Origin of the sequence: Corynebacterium sp. KPL1995, from assembly GCF_000477935.1 — a bacterium.
In the GTDB taxonomy this organism is placed as follows: Bacteria; Actinomycetota; Actinomycetes; order Mycobacteriales; family Mycobacteriaceae; genus Corynebacterium; species Corynebacterium pseudodiphtheriticum.
This window is the reverse complement of the sequence record NZ_KI515715.1, coordinates 1,382,052-1,396,614: the sequence shown is the minus strand read 5'-3', so window position 1 is coordinate 1,396,614 and position 14,563 is coordinate 1,382,052. Positions and strand designations below refer to the sequence as shown.

The window sequence follows — 14,563 nt, the reverse complement described above, 5'->3', positions numbered from 1 at the left end:
GGGGTTAAATGTTGAGGTTGTTGTGGAGCTCGAAAGGAGTGATGTGTTCCTGATACGCGCGGAATTCTTGCCACTTGGACCGCAAGAAGAACTCGAAGACGTTCTCGCCTAACACTTCTGCCATGAAATCAGACTTTTCGAGTTTGCGCAGAGCATGGTCCAAAGAATTCGGCAAATCAATATAGCCCATCGCCCGGCGTTCGCGGCGCGTGAGCTCTTGCACGTTATCTTCGGCTGGGTCTCCCAGTTCATAGCCTTCCCTGATGCCGCGCAACCCAGCAGCCAGCAACACGGAATAGGCCAAATAAGGGTTTGCCGAAGAATCCAGGCTGCGGATCTCTACCCGACGTGACTCCGGCTTGTTCAACCGGTACGTGGGCACGCGCACCATTGCAGAACGGTTAGACACACCCCAGGTTGCTGCGCCAGGGGCTTCTTTGCCGAACATCAGCCGCTTATAGGAATTCACCCATTGGTTGGTCACCGCGGTGAGCTCTGGCGCGTGGTGCAAAATACCAGCGATGAACTGCTTGGCCGTCGTCGACAAGCAGAATTCATCATCAGGATCGTGGAAAGCGTTGCTATCGCCTTCAAACAAGGACATGTGGGTATGCATGCCCGAGCCGGTCCAGTCTTTGTGCGGTTTGGGCATAAACGTCGCTCGTGCGCCCTGCTGTTGGGCTACCTTCTTGATCAGATAACGGAAGGTCATGATGTTATCCGACATGGTCAGCGCGTCGGTGTGGCGTAGGTCGATTTCTTGCTGCCCCGGGCTGGTTTCGTGGTGCGAAAATTCAGTAACGATGCCAAGGTTTTCCAGCATCTGAATAGCAGTGCGCCGGAATTCTGGTGCCAGGTTCATCGTCGACTGGTCGAAATAACCACCGTTGTCGGTCGGCTGCAGATCAGCTGGATCATCGGTCTGTTGCAGCAGATAAAACTCAATCTCCGGGCCTACCATGCAGGTAAAACCGTCATCCGCGGCCTCCTGCACTTGGCGACGCAAAATATAGCGCGGATCCACCAGCGACGGGCTGCCATCGGGCTGGACGATATCGCAGAACATGCGCGCTGTCAGCAACGATTCATTTTCGCTTTCCGAAGACATGATCTTGAACGTCGAAGGATCAGGCATCGCAATAGTGTCGGATTCGGCCACACGCGAAAACCCTTCCACGGAGGAGCCATCGAAGCCGACGCCCTCCTCAAACGCATTTTCCAGCTCGGCCGGTGACATATCCACGGATTTCAGTGCGCCGGTGATATCGGTAAACCACAGGCGGATAAAACGAACATCGCGTTCTTCAACCGTGCGCAAGACGTAATCGTGTTGACTGTTCATGAGTCCTAGTCTAGGCAACCGCGGTCACATTGGGCGGGGCGAAAGTCTCTTCTGAGAATTATTTCTCCCAAGCTGCAGGCTGGCCCCAGTCGTCATCGTCTTCTTCTGCCTCATCAGCAGCGTCGTTTCGCTTCCGCGCAATCTCGAACGCATTTTCGGCCAATTCTTTACTGTCATACGGGCCCATGCGATCATTCCACCCAGCGACTTTACCTTCGGTCACCTCCCCAGTAGAGGGGTTGAAAAACCATTGTTCATCTGCGTGCGCCATGTTTTAGTGCTGCTCCTTCATTCGAGTTCCCGGCCATTAGCTTTGCTGCGTAGACAAAAGCCAGAACCATGCCTATTCAGTATAAATCTGACTACCCACCGACACAGCTAAACAGGTAAAATCGCCCGAGATTGCCGAAAACGGATGTGTCCATATCGATATTCTCGATCGGTATTTTCGATTTTTCGGTTCGCTATTCCCGATTTCCAAGGAGTTTTCTTCCCCCATGCCACATGCGCCCCAGACGAACGGTTCACCTGACGCTTCACTGACCGTTTCTGCAGCCGCATGGCACACAGAACTCCATGGTTGTGCCCCAACCTGGCAAGCCGACGCCCCCGCCACCTGGTCACTGATCGGAGAACACGTCGATCACGCAGGCGGCGTCGTACTCATGAGTCTGGCCGCGCAGCGCGCCGCAGTTGCGGTATCTGCCCGCGAGGACCAGCAATTCGTGGTGAACTTTCGCCGCTCCTCGCTTACCGACGGCTCCACCACGCAGGCGTCCACAACCATGGATGAGGTCGCCGAACTGTATTCCCAACAACAACCGGGCATTGATGAATCCGGTAAGCCCACTACCCCACCGCTGCCGCGCGGCGGATTGGCCGAGCGCTTAGGCGGGATCGTCTGGATGATGGTGCAGCGCCAACTACTTTCTCGCGAAACCAACGGCATGAATATCACGGTGTTGTCTGAAATCACCCCAGATTCGGGCTTAGGTGAATACGCTGCTATTGATTCCGCTTTAGCGCTGGCATTGCAAGCAGAAACAGCTGATATTGACGAAGCCCCGCTGCGAGCGCGGTTGGCGGAAATCTGCGGGCAGGCCGGCGAGGTGTTTTCCAGCACCGCCACCTTACGTGCACGGTATTCCACGGCCTTGCGTGGAGCTGCTGCACAAATCTCTGTGCTGGATTATGCCGATGGTTCACTCACCAAAGCAGTGCACCCGGTGACGCGAGAATTAGCAGCCTTTGCGGTGACAGTCCCACAGGATGCCGAGTCGCCCGACCAGTCCGACGAAATCCGTTCCCGCCACCGGTTTGTGGAGTCCGCCCAGCATGCATTTGGTGCACAGTCGCTGCGGCTGCTTCCCGACGCCCCGGCGCGCGTTACGCAATGGTTGTCCGCGGTGCACAAAGTACATGGCACCGACGGTGTCCCGGAGCTACATGAGTCGCGCACCTGGCTGGATTTCCACGAAACGGAAACTGAGCGTGCTCAACAGTTTGCACACGCGCTTCGTTCGCAGCGTTCCCGGGACATTTGGCCATTGCTGCACAGCTCACAGCAGGCTTTACAAGATGATTACACGCTCGATGCTGCCATGGAACTGGCGCAGTTGTGTCAGGTTCGTGGCGCAATCGCCGCGCGGGCGGCTGCTGCGGGAACCTCCAAGGCCGTGATCGCCTACGTCGACAAGAAAAAAGCCGACAACTTCGCTCATGATCTCAGCGCTGATGGCTTGGTGGTCACGCGCTTGTTGCCGGGCGAAGTCGCCAAAATAGTGAGTGAATGAGCCAGCCTATAAGCCGGATTCTGTCCCGCACCGTGGTGGTGCGTGGGCGATCATCCATCTGGGCCGACCATTGCTGGTGACCTCAAGCAGCTACCTTCGAATATCGGGCGAGCAGCCCTCAAGCATTCGAGCAGGCACGCACCGTGGCGCGCCGTGATGCCTTGCTCCCAATGGGGTTTACCTAGCCACGCCAGTCACCTGGCATGCTGGTGCGCTCTTACCGCACCCTTTCACCCTCACCGCCGGAAGCGTCGCGAGTGCTCGCAGCGTTCCCGGTGGCGGTCTACTTTCTGTTGCACTTGCCCGCAGGTTGCCCTGGGTTGCTGTTAGCAACCATCGTGCTCTGTGGAGTCCGGACTTTCCTCGACTTTCACTCACGCCACACGGTTGTCAGCGTAGTTTGTCAGCCGCGATCGCCCGGCCAGCTCATTCACGCACCCTATCTTCGTTGATAGTCACGCACCCGTGCAAATACGCTGCAAATGCGCCGTGTCGTTCACGCTAAGCACCGCGGATGCCACTGGCGAGTTTTCGTCATAGAACTTCACCACAGCAATGCTGGCCAAATCCAAAAACAGGTGGCTAAACGTCGCCGGCCCAGCATTCAACCCTTGCCGGATCAGTGATTTGATCGGGTTTACGTGGCTGACCACCGCAATAGTTTTGCCCGGATGCTGGGCGACGAGCTGTTTGCGAAACTCGCGTACCCGGCGATGCACCTGCGCAAGCGACTCCCCTTCTGGCGGTGTTAACGACGCATCTGTAATCCAGGCATCGTGTAGCTCAGCATCGTCGTCTTGGGCTTGCTGAAAAGTCAGGCCTTCCCAGTTTCCGAAGTTCGCCTCAATCAACGCATCATGCGTTTCTAATTGCGCACCGGTTTTTTCGGCAATCATTTTCGCCGTCACCTGGCACCGCTGCAGTGGCGAGGACACCACCAGGTCAATCTCACCGCGCTCAACCACCGCTGCAGCAGAGGCCTCGGCTTGCTGCTCGCCAACCTCGGTCAAAGCAATATCGCTGTGCCCGCAGTACCGGTGTTCAGCGGAGTAGGTTGTTTGCCCGTGCCGCACCAGAATCAACGTGGTCGGCTGGCAGGTCGCGCCTGTCCAGGAAGCATGCGTGCCCGTTGTCGCCGGGGACTTTTCTGCATCGGGCCCATCGCCAACATTATCGGGCTCGTCGCCAACGTTATCTGGCCCGTCGCCACGGTCCACCACACCCGGCGCGTGTCCTTTGGCCGCAGCATCCATGGCCTCGTTAGACAAGGCATCGGCAACCTTATTGTCGTTACGACGCACCCAACTAAGATGCACCGCACCTAACTGTTGCATGAGTTTTTGCGCTTGCAACCCGAGCTGTTTCATATCCGGGTGCTTGATCTTCCACCGGCCATTCATCTGCTCGACGACCAGCCGGGAGTCCATATAAAAATCGACGTCATCCGCCCCCAGCTCCACAGCTGCTTCCAGCCCGCGCAACAAGCCGTGATATTCGGCAACGTTGTTGCTGGCTTTCTTGCCGACGACATAGACGATCTCACGCAGCACGGTTGTGCCATCAGCGGCGTAGACCACGGTGCCAGAACCGGCGATGCCGGGATTGCCGCGCGAGCCACCGTCTGCATAAATGATCAGCTTCATCGCTGCCTACTCCTTATTTTGCCTGCAACTTATTCTGCCTGGCCGGTACCAGGAAGGTGCCACAATCTGGGCATTCTGGAACGACATCTGGCTTGGCTCCACGTACCGCGGACTGGTCTGCTGGTGGCAGCTGGATGTAGCAGCCGCCGCAACCACGTCCGGTAAAGCGGGCTACGCCCACACCATTTTCGCCCCGGACTTCGTCATAGGCCGCCAACGCTTCAGGGGCTTGTTCTTGCAGTTCTGCGCGTAGTTTCGTGATGTTTTCTAGCGGGTCCGGTTCTTCAGTCTTGACAGCATCCGCAGCATCGGCGGCGCGCTCAGCAGCTTCCAGCTCGTTTTTGGCTTGGTCTACCTTTGCTCCGTGCACGTCACGGTTTTGCCGTAACGCGTGGATCTCGTTGTGGGCTTCTTGCAGTTCACTCATCAAATCCGCGATGCGGGATTTTGTGGTGTACTTGTCGTGTTCTAGGTCTTTCCGGATTTCCGGGTCTTGCTCGGTGGCTAGCTGCTTTTTGTTGTCGATATTGCGACGCTTCAGCTTGCGTTCGTCTTGTTGGATGCGCAAGATCTCAGCTTCCATATCGTCCACTGCCATTTGCGCGGCCGCGGCGGCATCCCGCGCGCGTTTGAGCTTGCTGGCTGCTTTATCGGCTTCGGCGCGTTCTGGCGTGACAGACTTGCGCGTAGCTGCGTCACCAGACCCAGCCTGCGCACCAGCGCTGGCTTGCGCGCGTTCCAGGTTGGCCAGTTCCAGTAACTGTTGTTGCTGTTTCGGGGCTAGCTTCATCATCGTGAGTCTCCGTTAATTTCCGTATTTTCTTTAATCGCGTTTCTTAGCATTTATCGGCTGTTGCATTCGCTGCGCTCGCCGCACCCGCTGTGCTGGTACCGTCCACTGCGTCCACGGCGCCCGCTGAGCTCGTTATGCTCTCATGCTCTTATGCTTTTAGCCCTTATGCACAGACATCGTCCAAGGATCAGTACGCACCTGCAAAATTGTGGTCTTAACACCAGCTTCCCGGCGCACAATTTCTTCAGCTTGCGCAGTCCACGGAAATTCCGAGGCCCAATGCGCGGTATCAATAATTGCCATATCGCTGGTGCGCAGGTGCTCATCGACGGGGTGATGCCGCAAATCTGAGGTAACAAACACATCAGCGCCCAGTTTCGCAGCCGTCGCGATAAAACCATCGCCAGCTCCTGAGGCCACCGCCACCGTCTGTACTTGTTTGTTCGGGTCTCCTGCCGCACGCACTCCCCAAGATGTGGCAGGTAAAACATCAGCGACTTGCTGGCTAAATTCCCGCAAGCTCATTGGTTCTGGCAACTTACCTATCCGTCCCAAGCCATAGGCACTTTCCAGCGGGGTGGCGTCGGCAAGCTCGGTGATATCAAAGGCGGGTTCTTCATACGGATGGTGGGCGTACAAGGCGTTGAGAAGCACCTGCTTATCGCCTGGCTTGGCGACGAACTGAATGCGCAGCTCATCGTCACGGTAAGTATGCCCGACCTCACCGTCTGTGGGATCCGCACCTGGTTCTGGCTTGAACTGCCCGGTGCCTGCGATCTCGTAGACGCACTCGGAATAATTACCAATCCGCCCCGCTCCCGCGGCAAACAAGGCCTGCTTCAGCGGCTCGGCGTGTGCCGCTGGCACGTGTACGCCCCACAAGTGCCGCCCCGGCCCTGGCTTCGGTGCCAACGGGCGCCCTGGGGTGATGCCGACGAGTTCAGCCAGCTTATCGTTCACTCCCGGGCGTGCAGAATCAGCGTTGGTGTGCGCAGCAAACAACGCGATGCCCGCCTCAATCAGCGAGTGCAAAATCCGCCCCTTCGGGGTATCCGCAGCCACGCTATCCACCCCGCGCAGCAGCAACGGGTGATGCACGATCAACATGTCCACACCGGCCGCTACCGCCGCGTCTGCCACCTCGCCGGTGCAGTCCAGAGCAAAAGCCACCTGGCGCACCGGGGCTTCGCGACGCCCACAAATAAGCCCGACGCTATCCCAGCTTTCCGCCAAATGCGGTGGATAGGCGCGGTCCATAATCTGGCAAATTTCGCCTACCGTGGTCTCGGTGCTCATGTGCTGCTCCTTTAACTCCGTCATACGCTCCTACAATTATGGCACGCAGCAGGCACCTGAGACGATAAAATACAGCAGCATGACTGCTACCTATTCCATTAATTTTGTATGCACCGGAAATATCTGTCGCTCGCCAATGGCAGAAGTCATGGCACGCGAGGCCATTCAGGAGGCGGGTCTGGGCGAGCTCGTCAAAGTCGCTTCCTGTGGTGTAGACAGCTGGCACGTCGGGGAAGGTGCGGATGAGCGCACCGTGGCAGAATTACACGAGATCGGCCTGGACGGTACCGAACACATAGCGCAACAGTTTGGCCCACAGGCTGGTGATACGGACTTGTTCATTGCCATGGATACCGGCCACCGCTCCCAGCTCATCGCCCGCGGTGTCGACGAAAACCGCGTGGCCCTGATGCGCAGTTTCGATCCAACAGCAGAAGAAGAACCCTCCGTCGCTGACCCTTATTACGGGGGCAGCGACGGCTTCACGCGCGTGCGCAAAGAGATCGAAGCCAGCTTGCCTGGGCTGCTCGAGTACGTCCAAGACCAGCTGCGCTAGCAACCGGGCTGTGCTGCTACCAGCTGCGCTAGTAACCGGCGTGCAGGTCTATCATGGTCGGTGTGAGTGCCCGACCCCAGCAGCCTGAACAATCTGGACTACCAGAAGCTCCAGCTCAACCGAATCAGCCGCGCAATACCGACGTGCCACAAACCAACCGCAGCGCCAACAACGGCGCACCAACCTCCTGGTGGAAAGTCTTTGCCAAGCCCAGTTGGATTATCCTGGCACTGTCGCTCATCGCTTTTTCCATCCTGGCTTTCACGGTGCTCGCACCCTGGCAGCTGAACAAGGATGATGAGATCGTCGACCGCAACGAGCGCATTCAGCAAGCCTATGAGCAGGATCCGGTGCCGTTTGCAGAGCTTGTCGACGCCTCCGGCGGAATTACCATCGACGAGGAATGGCACCGTGTCATCCTGCGCGGCCACTACCTGCCAGAACACGAGATGTTGCTGCGCTTGCGCCCGTTGGAGGGCTCGCAGGTGTTTCAATCGTTGGTGCCTTTCCAATTGGATTCGGGCCAGACAGTATTGGTTAACCGCGGTTTTGCGGTGGCTAATCGTGACGGTTCTGTTCCAGAAATCACCCCGCCTTCTGGAACGCACATCACTACCGAGGCCATGCTGCGTTTCGGGGAAGCACCCCACGAGGCCCCGCCGATTGACGACGCTGGCTATACCCAGGTGCGCTCGGTCAGCCCGGAACAGGTCGAAGAGCTGACGGGCCTGGAGCTTGCCGACGCCATCGTGAACGTAACCGCGGCTGAGCAACCAGAAGCACTGGAACCAATTCCGGTGCCGAAGCTGGATCGTGGTTCGCACTTATCGTATGGCTTCCAGTGGATCGCTTTCGGCATTATGGCCCCTGCTGGCCTGGCATATTTTGTGTATGCCGAGCTGCGCGAGCGACGCCGGGAGCGCGCAGAACACACGACAGAAGGGCAGTCTCAGATCGCAGACGTCAACGAGCAAGTCGACGTCGGCGAACAAGCAGACGCCAACGAGCAACCAGATGCCGACAAGACTGCCGCGCAGGCGAATTCCCCGGCAGGCGCCAGTGCCCCAGCGGGTTCTGCGCGGCCCGCGGCAGCCACGCGTTCGCGTGGTTTACAGGATCGCTACGGCGGGGATAGCGCGAATCAACTCGCGAAGTTCCGTGGCAGGCGGCGTCGATAAGCCACGGTTTGCGTCGTCAAGTAAGCATCCGCCACATGGCGTCGTTAAGCAACCATCCGAGGCGCGGCGTCGTTAAGCATCTCGAGAAAAACCATCGGTTCTAAAACAGATTCGCCAAAGTGCTATCACTTATCCGAAAAAGGCCAAAAATTAGGCTCTGAGCTGTGCAAGTGCCTAAAAGCGGTGCTAGCGTTCTACGGGTGAGTATTAGTTGGAAGGTCTTTCGCGAGGACTTAGCCCGGTTGTGGCGCACCCGGAAAGTGTGGGTGATTCTGGTCGGATTGATGATCACCCCAGCTTTATATTCCTGGGTTAATATCGCGGCGTTTTGGGATCCGTATGAAAACACCGGCAATATCAAAGTTGCTGTGGTTAACGAGGATGAGGGCGCTAGTTCGGATCTCACGGGCGATCTTGACGTCGGCGCGGAGTTAGTAAAGCAGCTCAAAGACAACGACCGCCTGGGCTGGCAGTTTATTAACCGCGACGAGGCCAACCACGCGGTGCACACGGGTGATGTTTTCGCTTCTATCACGGTGCCCAAAACCTTCTCGCAGGACTTCGTCAGCTTGTTCCAGGGCACATATTCCCAGCCGACGCTGGAATATGCGGTGAACGAGAAACTCAACGCGATTGCCCCGAAAATCACGGATCAGGGCGCTTCCACCATTGATTCAACGATCAGCGCTGCGTTTAACGAGCAGGTCGCACAATCGGTGGCCGCGGAATTGCGGAAGTCAGGCCACGACCTGGATTTCCGCATCGGCGACACTGCCAGTCGGGCTTCGGATTCTTTTATCCGCACTGCAGAGACGGTGGCGCAATCTCGCGACAGGCTCGCTGCGGTGCAATCCAGCCTGGATAATTCCCGCCCAGCCATCGCCGAGGCCCGCGAAGCACTGGTTACGGTGGAACGCACCATCGACGACGCCCAAATTGCCCTAGGCCAGGTGGAGTCCATCACCAACGAGGTGCAGCGCCAGCTGACCACGTTTGCCGATGAGGCCACCGCTGCTTATGTGCAGGGCACCACCGCGCTTGCCGACGGCGCTGCTTCCGCGCACGCCAGCGTGAACTCCGTATCTGGCCAGTTGACCGGCGCACTCAACCGCGTGGGGGCGGCCACCGATGGTGCCAGCGGCATCGTCGACCAAGCAGAACAAGCCATCGACCGTTTAGGTGGGTTAGCGCGACTGCCGGCCCTACCGCCGCAAATTTCCGGACAGATCCAGCAAACCGTGGATGATCTGCACGCCCGCAATTCGCAAAACCGCGCCGTGCTCGGTGAGCTTTCCGTATTGAACGATAGCGCACAAAATACGTTGAATTCTTTGAACGACACTGCCGCTGCACTCGACCGCGCCACGGACGCAGTGCGTGCAGATTCCGTGGGACTGCGTGATTCCATCAACAACACCGTGCCACAGCTGAATTCGGCCATCTCGCGGGTATCTGCTACCGCCGCGAATCTGTCCGCCACCCTGGGTGCACAGAAGAGTTTGCTCGGCGAGACCGATGGTTTGCTCGACGGCGTCGACACGCAGCTGGGGCGCGCGAAAGACGTCATCGGTAATTTCCGGGAAGATCTCGACGGCATCGAAAATGGGCTCAACACTGCACGCACGGACATCCTGGCACTGGCCAATCTTGCCCAAGATAATCCTGCTTTGCGCTCGGTCAATGCACTGAATGCCGACGAGATTTCGTCTTTTTTGGCCTCCCCGGCAGAGATGGAATCGCACGCGGTCTTCCCAGTTTCGCACTACGGTTCTGGCATGTCCTCGCTGTTTATCAACCTGACGCTGTGGATCGGCGCATTCATGTTGATGATCATTTTCCGCACAGAAGTCGATTCCCGCGGGCGGGAAGGCCTCACCGTGCAGCGCGCATATCAGGCGCGCTACCTGCTCATGGGTGTATTTGGCATTATGCAAGCGCTGATCGTGTCCATCGGCAACCTGGTCATTGGCGTCGAGCACGTCTCCGCAATCGGTTATGTCCTCACCGCCACTATCTTGAGCCTGTGTTACTTAGCGATTATTTACGGCTTGGTCTCTGCCTTCGGCCACATCGGACGCATCATCGCGGTGGTCTACGCTTTTGTGCAAATCCCCGGAGCTTCTGGGCTCTATCCCATTGAGATGACCCCCGATTTCTTCCGCGCGATACACCCTTTCCTGCCGTTTACTTACGGCATTGGTGCGATGCGAGAAACCGTCGGCGGGTTCTATGGCAACCATTACTGGAGCAACCTGGCCACAATCATCGCGATGGCAGCGGTGGCCTTCCTGGTGGGCATGTTGGCACGCCGCGGCCTTTCACATGTCAATATTTTGGTCAACGACCAGCTGGAAAAAGGTGGCCTGGTAATCAACGAGAAGGTGCATTTGACCGGCAGCCCGTACCGCATCACCGACGTCGTCGCTGCTTTGCGGGACCGTGAAGGCTACCAAGAGAGTTTGGATTCCAAGTGGCGTTCCGCGCGCCGCAATTATTCGCAATGGATGGGTATCACCATTGGTGTGGGTGCGTTGCTCGTGCTGATCTTAGGCATCGTTTCCCGCTTCAACCCGGATGAGAAAGCTGTCTTTTTCGGTTTGGCGTGCCTAGTGGTGATGATCGCGGTAGTCATTATTTGCGCGTTGGAATACATTAAACAGTCCGTCGCACGCGATAACAGCTTGGCGGATCTCAGCGATGACGAGCTGCAAGAACAACTGGCCAAGCAAGGTAAGAAGTCATGAACAACATCCTGAGTATTCTCCGCAATGATCTGCGTGCAATCCGCGGCAATGTCATGACGGGTGTGATTGTTTTCGGTCTGGTCATCATCCCGTTGCTGTTTACTGGCTTCAATATTTTGGCTAGCTGGGATCCCTTCAGCAATACCGACCGCTTGAAAATCGCCGTGGCTAGCAAGGATGAGGGCCACGAGTCCGATCTGGCTTCGTTGCGGTTGAATCTTGGCGACGAAGTGCTGTCCCAGCTTTCCCGAAATGAGCAGGTCGATTGGGTTCTGACCAATGCCGACGATGCTTTAGAGGGCACCAAGTCCGGCGAATACTACGCCGGCATCGTGTTGCCAGAAAACTTCAGCCGGGAATTGCTGACCTTCTATATCGAAGGCACCGAGCCGGCAAAGTTGGATCTGTATACCAACGAGAAGAAAAACGCCTTGTCAACGACCATCACCGAGCGCAGTGCCAGCGGTGTGATTGAGCGTATCGACGAATCTTTCACCCGCGTGGTCACCACCATTGGGCTGGGTGTTGTCGAATCGTTGGATAATTATCTAGAGGAGGAAGAAACCCAGGCGGCTTTGGATAATGTCGCCAACCGTGTTGAAAACATCGGTACACGGTTGAATTCTTCTGCCGCCACGGTGCGTAGTTTGGCAAACCTTGTCGATTCCGCAATCCCGCTGGCGCAGGCCGCTGATAATATTTTGCGTGCTGCCGGGAGCCACACTGCCTCGGGTACTGATGCTGGCGCTAGCTCTGGCGCCGGAGCTGGGGCCGGCGGTGGAGCTAGCGTCGGGGCTGGGGCTGATGGCTCTTCCCCCATTGATGCGCTTTCGGCAACCCTAAATGATTCCACCAGCGCGCTAGAAAATTCCTTGGGCGCGACCTCGCAAGCTTATGCGGCATTATCAGATCAATTCGACGAGTTATTGAATAATGCGCAGGCTGCCACGGCGCAGACGGCGCAAACTTACCGCACGGCGGCAGAACGGGTAGCGCAGCAAACAGCAGCGTTCCAAGGCGTACGCGATGCACTCGAACGGGAAATCGGCAACTTGCCGCTGCCAGACCCGGTTTCTGCTGGCTACCAGCAGGTCCGCGCGCAATTGGATGCGTCTATCGCCCAGTCGAATGCCCTGCATGCTTCTTTGACGACGACCGCCGATCGCGTCGAATCGGGCACCGGTAATGCACGGCAATCCCGGCAACAAACCCAGGAAGCGATTGCGGCAGCCCGCCAGGCTGTCGATAATGCACGCACTGCCTACCGCGAGAATTTGCAGCCCCAGTTGAATACGCTGCGCGGGAGCGTAAACACCGTCGTTAATGATATCGCTGCGGTGCGCGCGGAAATCGCCGATGTGCGCAATACGCTATCGAGCACCTCGGGTGGTCCGGAGTCCAGTTTGTTGCGCGCCCGGGATGGCGCCGACCGGTTGGCCGATACTCTCTATCAGCAAGCACGTCGCTTTGCTGATCTGGAACGCCAATTTGCAGAGGTGCGCGAAGGTGGTGACCTGAGCAAATTAGCTGACATCATCGGCTCGGATCCAGAATTGCTTGCCTCCCGGATTTCCGCGCCAGTGGCTGTGGAACGCAAACCAGTGTTCGCAGTGGCGTCGTTTGGTGTAGGTATGACGCCGTTCTACCTGGCACTCGCACTGTGGGTGGGTGCGTTGTTGACGTGCGTTTTGATGCGCAGCAACGCTGAACACACATACCTCAGCGACGACGGCGAGTTCACGCGCAACCAGATTTATCTGGGCCGGGTGGCTACGTTCTTGGCGATCGGTATTGCCCAGGCAACCTTCGCCGTGGGCGGTTTGATCTTCTTCGTGCAGATTCAACCAGAGCACCCATTCTTACTCTGGTTGAGTGCTGTGCTTGCCTCATCGGTATTCATGTTGATCGTGCATGCACTGGTGATCGCCTTCGATAGTGCCGGTAAGGCACTCGCTGTGCTGCTATTGATCGTGCAGGTTTCCGGCTCCGGCGGTGCTTATCCGCTACCGCTGCTGCCTCATTGGTTCCAGTCTGTGAGTCCGTGGCTGCCTGCCACCTATGCCATTGATGCGTTCCGCAGCGCAATCGCTGGTGTGTACCAAGGGGATATTTTCCGCGACCTGGGCATGCTGCTGTTATTCGCCATCCCGGCTTTGGTGCTGGGATTGTGGCTGCGTCGCGCGATGGATAGCTACCACCAGCGGCTGCAGAAAGGCATCCGGGAAACCCGAGTCATGCAATAGCGCTAGTACTACTAGTAGGAGGACGCCCGCGCTTGGCTGACTTTGCTCGCCAACACTGCTATTACTGGGTGTTATGAGTGGTGGTTGGCGTGAGTAAAAATTCCCCGGACAATATCCTGCTCTATCTGCCGGAAAAACAAGAGCAGCGCATCCGCGAGATTTTCGCTGGCTTGGCTGCCCGGGGCTTTCCGGTGCAAAACCAGCGCCCACATATTACGGTGACGTTTTCCGCGGCGATGGATCCCAGCGTCGTCGAGTTGGCAGCCGAGTTATTACCCGCGGTGATCCCGGCTCAATTCCGGCGGGTGGGCAACGTCATCTTCGGTACTAAGAGCAAACAGACCGTGGCGTGGTTGTTGCAGACCACCCGGGAATTAGAAATTGCCGCCAGCACAATCAGCGCAGCCAACCCCGATGGCCACGGCCCATTGTGGACGCCCCACCTGACCATGGGTTTGCGCCTGCCCCGCAAACACATCCCCGGCTATTTACAGGCCATGGATGAGCTGACCTCGTCGCATTTCAAAGAACTCACCGCAGTGGAAGCCGCGTACTGGCGCCCGAAGACGCAAGAAAAACGCTTGCTCGCGGGTGGTTAGCATTATTTTCCAGCACGGATTAGCGTTTCAAAACCGCGCCGACTATTTGAATCCACGATATCCAAAGTCGTCGTAGCAATATGCTGAATTCATAAAGTCCATGGTGTCCCCAGCATCAACCCCGTATCGGACATAAAACGCCGTGGCTACGTCGAGAAGATTCGGCCTGTCTTCTTTGGGGCGAGAAAAATCAACTGAATAAGCAAGATCTACATCCCCCGCACTGTGCGCATCAGTACGTGCGCTTCCGAATAAAACCAGCAGGTCAATACCCAGTTCTAAGCAAAACGATTCCAGCGAGCCATCTTCGACTTCGCTGCGCAACCTGGCGACGATTTCTGTGGGGGTACTCATAATGCAACTCTAGCAAGCAACG

General features: G+C 57.3%; 12 protein-coding genes and 1 other RNA gene. 6 read left to right on the top strand and 7 right to left on the bottom strand.

Annotated features, from left to right (window positions below):
* Positions 1 to 4: 4 nt before the first annotated feature.
* Both HMPREF1292_RS06170 and HMPREF1292_RS06165 read right to left on the bottom strand, forming a co-directional pair.
* Complete coding sequence (locus HMPREF1292_RS06170; RefSeq protein WP_021353789.1) at positions 5 to 1,342, bottom strand: glutamine synthetase family protein; 1,338 nt, start codon at positions 1,340 to 1,342, stop codon at positions 5 to 7.
* Between the two features lie 58 nt (positions 1,343 to 1,400).
* Positions 1,401 to 1,613, bottom strand: coding sequence for a hypothetical protein (locus tag HMPREF1292_RS06165; RefSeq protein ID WP_023019189.1), 213 nt, complete (start codon positions 1,611 to 1,613; stop codon positions 1,401 to 1,403).
* A 226-nt stretch (positions 1,614 to 1,839) separates the two neighbouring features.
* On the opposite strand from HMPREF1292_RS06165, the gene HMPREF1292_RS06160 reads away from it, so the two are divergent.
* The gene (locus tag HMPREF1292_RS06160; protein ID WP_023019188.1) at positions 1,840 to 3,135 is read left to right on the top strand and encodes a galactokinase family protein; all 1,296 of its coding nucleotides are present in this window, start codon (positions 1,840 to 1,842) and stop codon (positions 3,133 to 3,135) included.
* Here the strand turns inward: HMPREF1292_RS06160 and rnpB are convergent.
* The 4 genes from rnpB to HMPREF1292_RS06145 all read right to left on the bottom strand — a co-directional run bounded on the left by rnpB (position 3,129) and on the right by HMPREF1292_RS06145 (position 6,867).
* Positions 3,129 to 3,564, bottom strand: an RNA gene (rnpB, locus tag HMPREF1292_RS10570) — RNase P RNA component class A. The genes HMPREF1292_RS06160 and rnpB overlap by 7 nt on opposite strands.
* 26 nt (positions 3,565 to 3,590) lie before the next feature.
* Positions 3,591 to 4,778, bottom strand: coding sequence for a bifunctional RNase H/acid phosphatase (locus HMPREF1292_RS06155; RefSeq protein ID WP_023019187.1), 1,188 nt, complete (start codon positions 4,776 to 4,778; stop codon positions 3,591 to 3,593).
* A 13-nt stretch (positions 4,779 to 4,791) separates the two neighbouring features.
* Positions 4,792 to 5,568 carry a zinc ribbon domain-containing protein gene (locus HMPREF1292_RS06150; RefSeq protein ID WP_023019186.1) on the bottom strand — a complete coding sequence of 259 codons (777 nt, stop codon included), beginning with the start codon at positions 5,566 to 5,568 and terminating at the stop codon, positions 4,792 to 4,794.
* Positions 5,569 to 5,727: 159 nt separating this feature from the next.
* Positions 5,728 to 6,867: a Nif3-like dinuclear metal center hexameric protein gene (locus HMPREF1292_RS06145; RefSeq protein ID WP_023019185.1), complete on the bottom strand. Its 1,140-nt coding sequence runs from the start codon at positions 6,865 to 6,867 to the stop codon at positions 5,728 to 5,730.
* A gap of 79 nt (positions 6,868 to 6,946) precedes the next feature.
* Between HMPREF1292_RS06145 and HMPREF1292_RS06140 the strand changes: the two genes are divergently transcribed.
* The 5 genes from HMPREF1292_RS06140 to HMPREF1292_RS06120 all read left to right on the top strand — a co-directional run bounded on the left by HMPREF1292_RS06140 (position 6,947) and on the right by HMPREF1292_RS06120 (position 14,187).
* Positions 6,947 to 7,423, top strand: a complete 477-nt coding sequence (locus tag HMPREF1292_RS06140; RefSeq protein WP_034645177.1) for a low molecular weight protein-tyrosine-phosphatase — start codon at positions 6,947 to 6,949, stop codon at positions 7,421 to 7,423.
* A 62-nt stretch (positions 7,424 to 7,485) separates the two neighbouring features.
* Positions 7,486 to 8,601, top strand: coding sequence for an SURF1 family protein (locus tag HMPREF1292_RS06135; RefSeq protein ID WP_232218014.1), 1,116 nt, complete (start codon positions 7,486 to 7,488; stop codon positions 8,599 to 8,601).
* A 200-nt stretch (positions 8,602 to 8,801) separates the two neighbouring features.
* On the top strand, positions 8,802 to 11,345 hold the full coding sequence (locus HMPREF1292_RS06130; protein ID WP_034645175.1) for a YhgE/Pip domain-containing protein: 2,544 nt from the start codon (positions 8,802 to 8,804) through the stop codon (positions 11,343 to 11,345).
* Positions 11,342 to 13,588, top strand: a complete 2,247-nt coding sequence (locus HMPREF1292_RS06125) for a YhgE/Pip domain-containing protein (RefSeq protein ID WP_023019181.1) — start codon at positions 11,342 to 11,344, stop codon at positions 13,586 to 13,588. The genes HMPREF1292_RS06130 and HMPREF1292_RS06125 overlap by 4 nt, the downstream gene beginning before the upstream one ends.
* An 89-nt stretch (positions 13,589 to 13,677) precedes the next feature.
* Entirely contained in the window at positions 13,678 to 14,187 is a 510-nt protein-coding gene (locus tag HMPREF1292_RS06120) for a 2'-5' RNA ligase family protein (RefSeq protein WP_023019180.1), read from the top strand.
* 42 nt (positions 14,188 to 14,229) lie between these two features.
* On the opposite strand, the gene HMPREF1292_RS06115 is transcribed toward HMPREF1292_RS06120, so the two are convergent.
* Positions 14,230 to 14,541 carry a hypothetical protein gene (locus HMPREF1292_RS06115; RefSeq protein WP_023019179.1) on the bottom strand — a complete coding sequence of 104 codons (312 nt, stop codon included), beginning with the start codon at positions 14,539 to 14,541 and terminating at the stop codon, positions 14,230 to 14,232.
* Positions 14,542 to 14,563 lie beyond the last annotated feature (22 nt).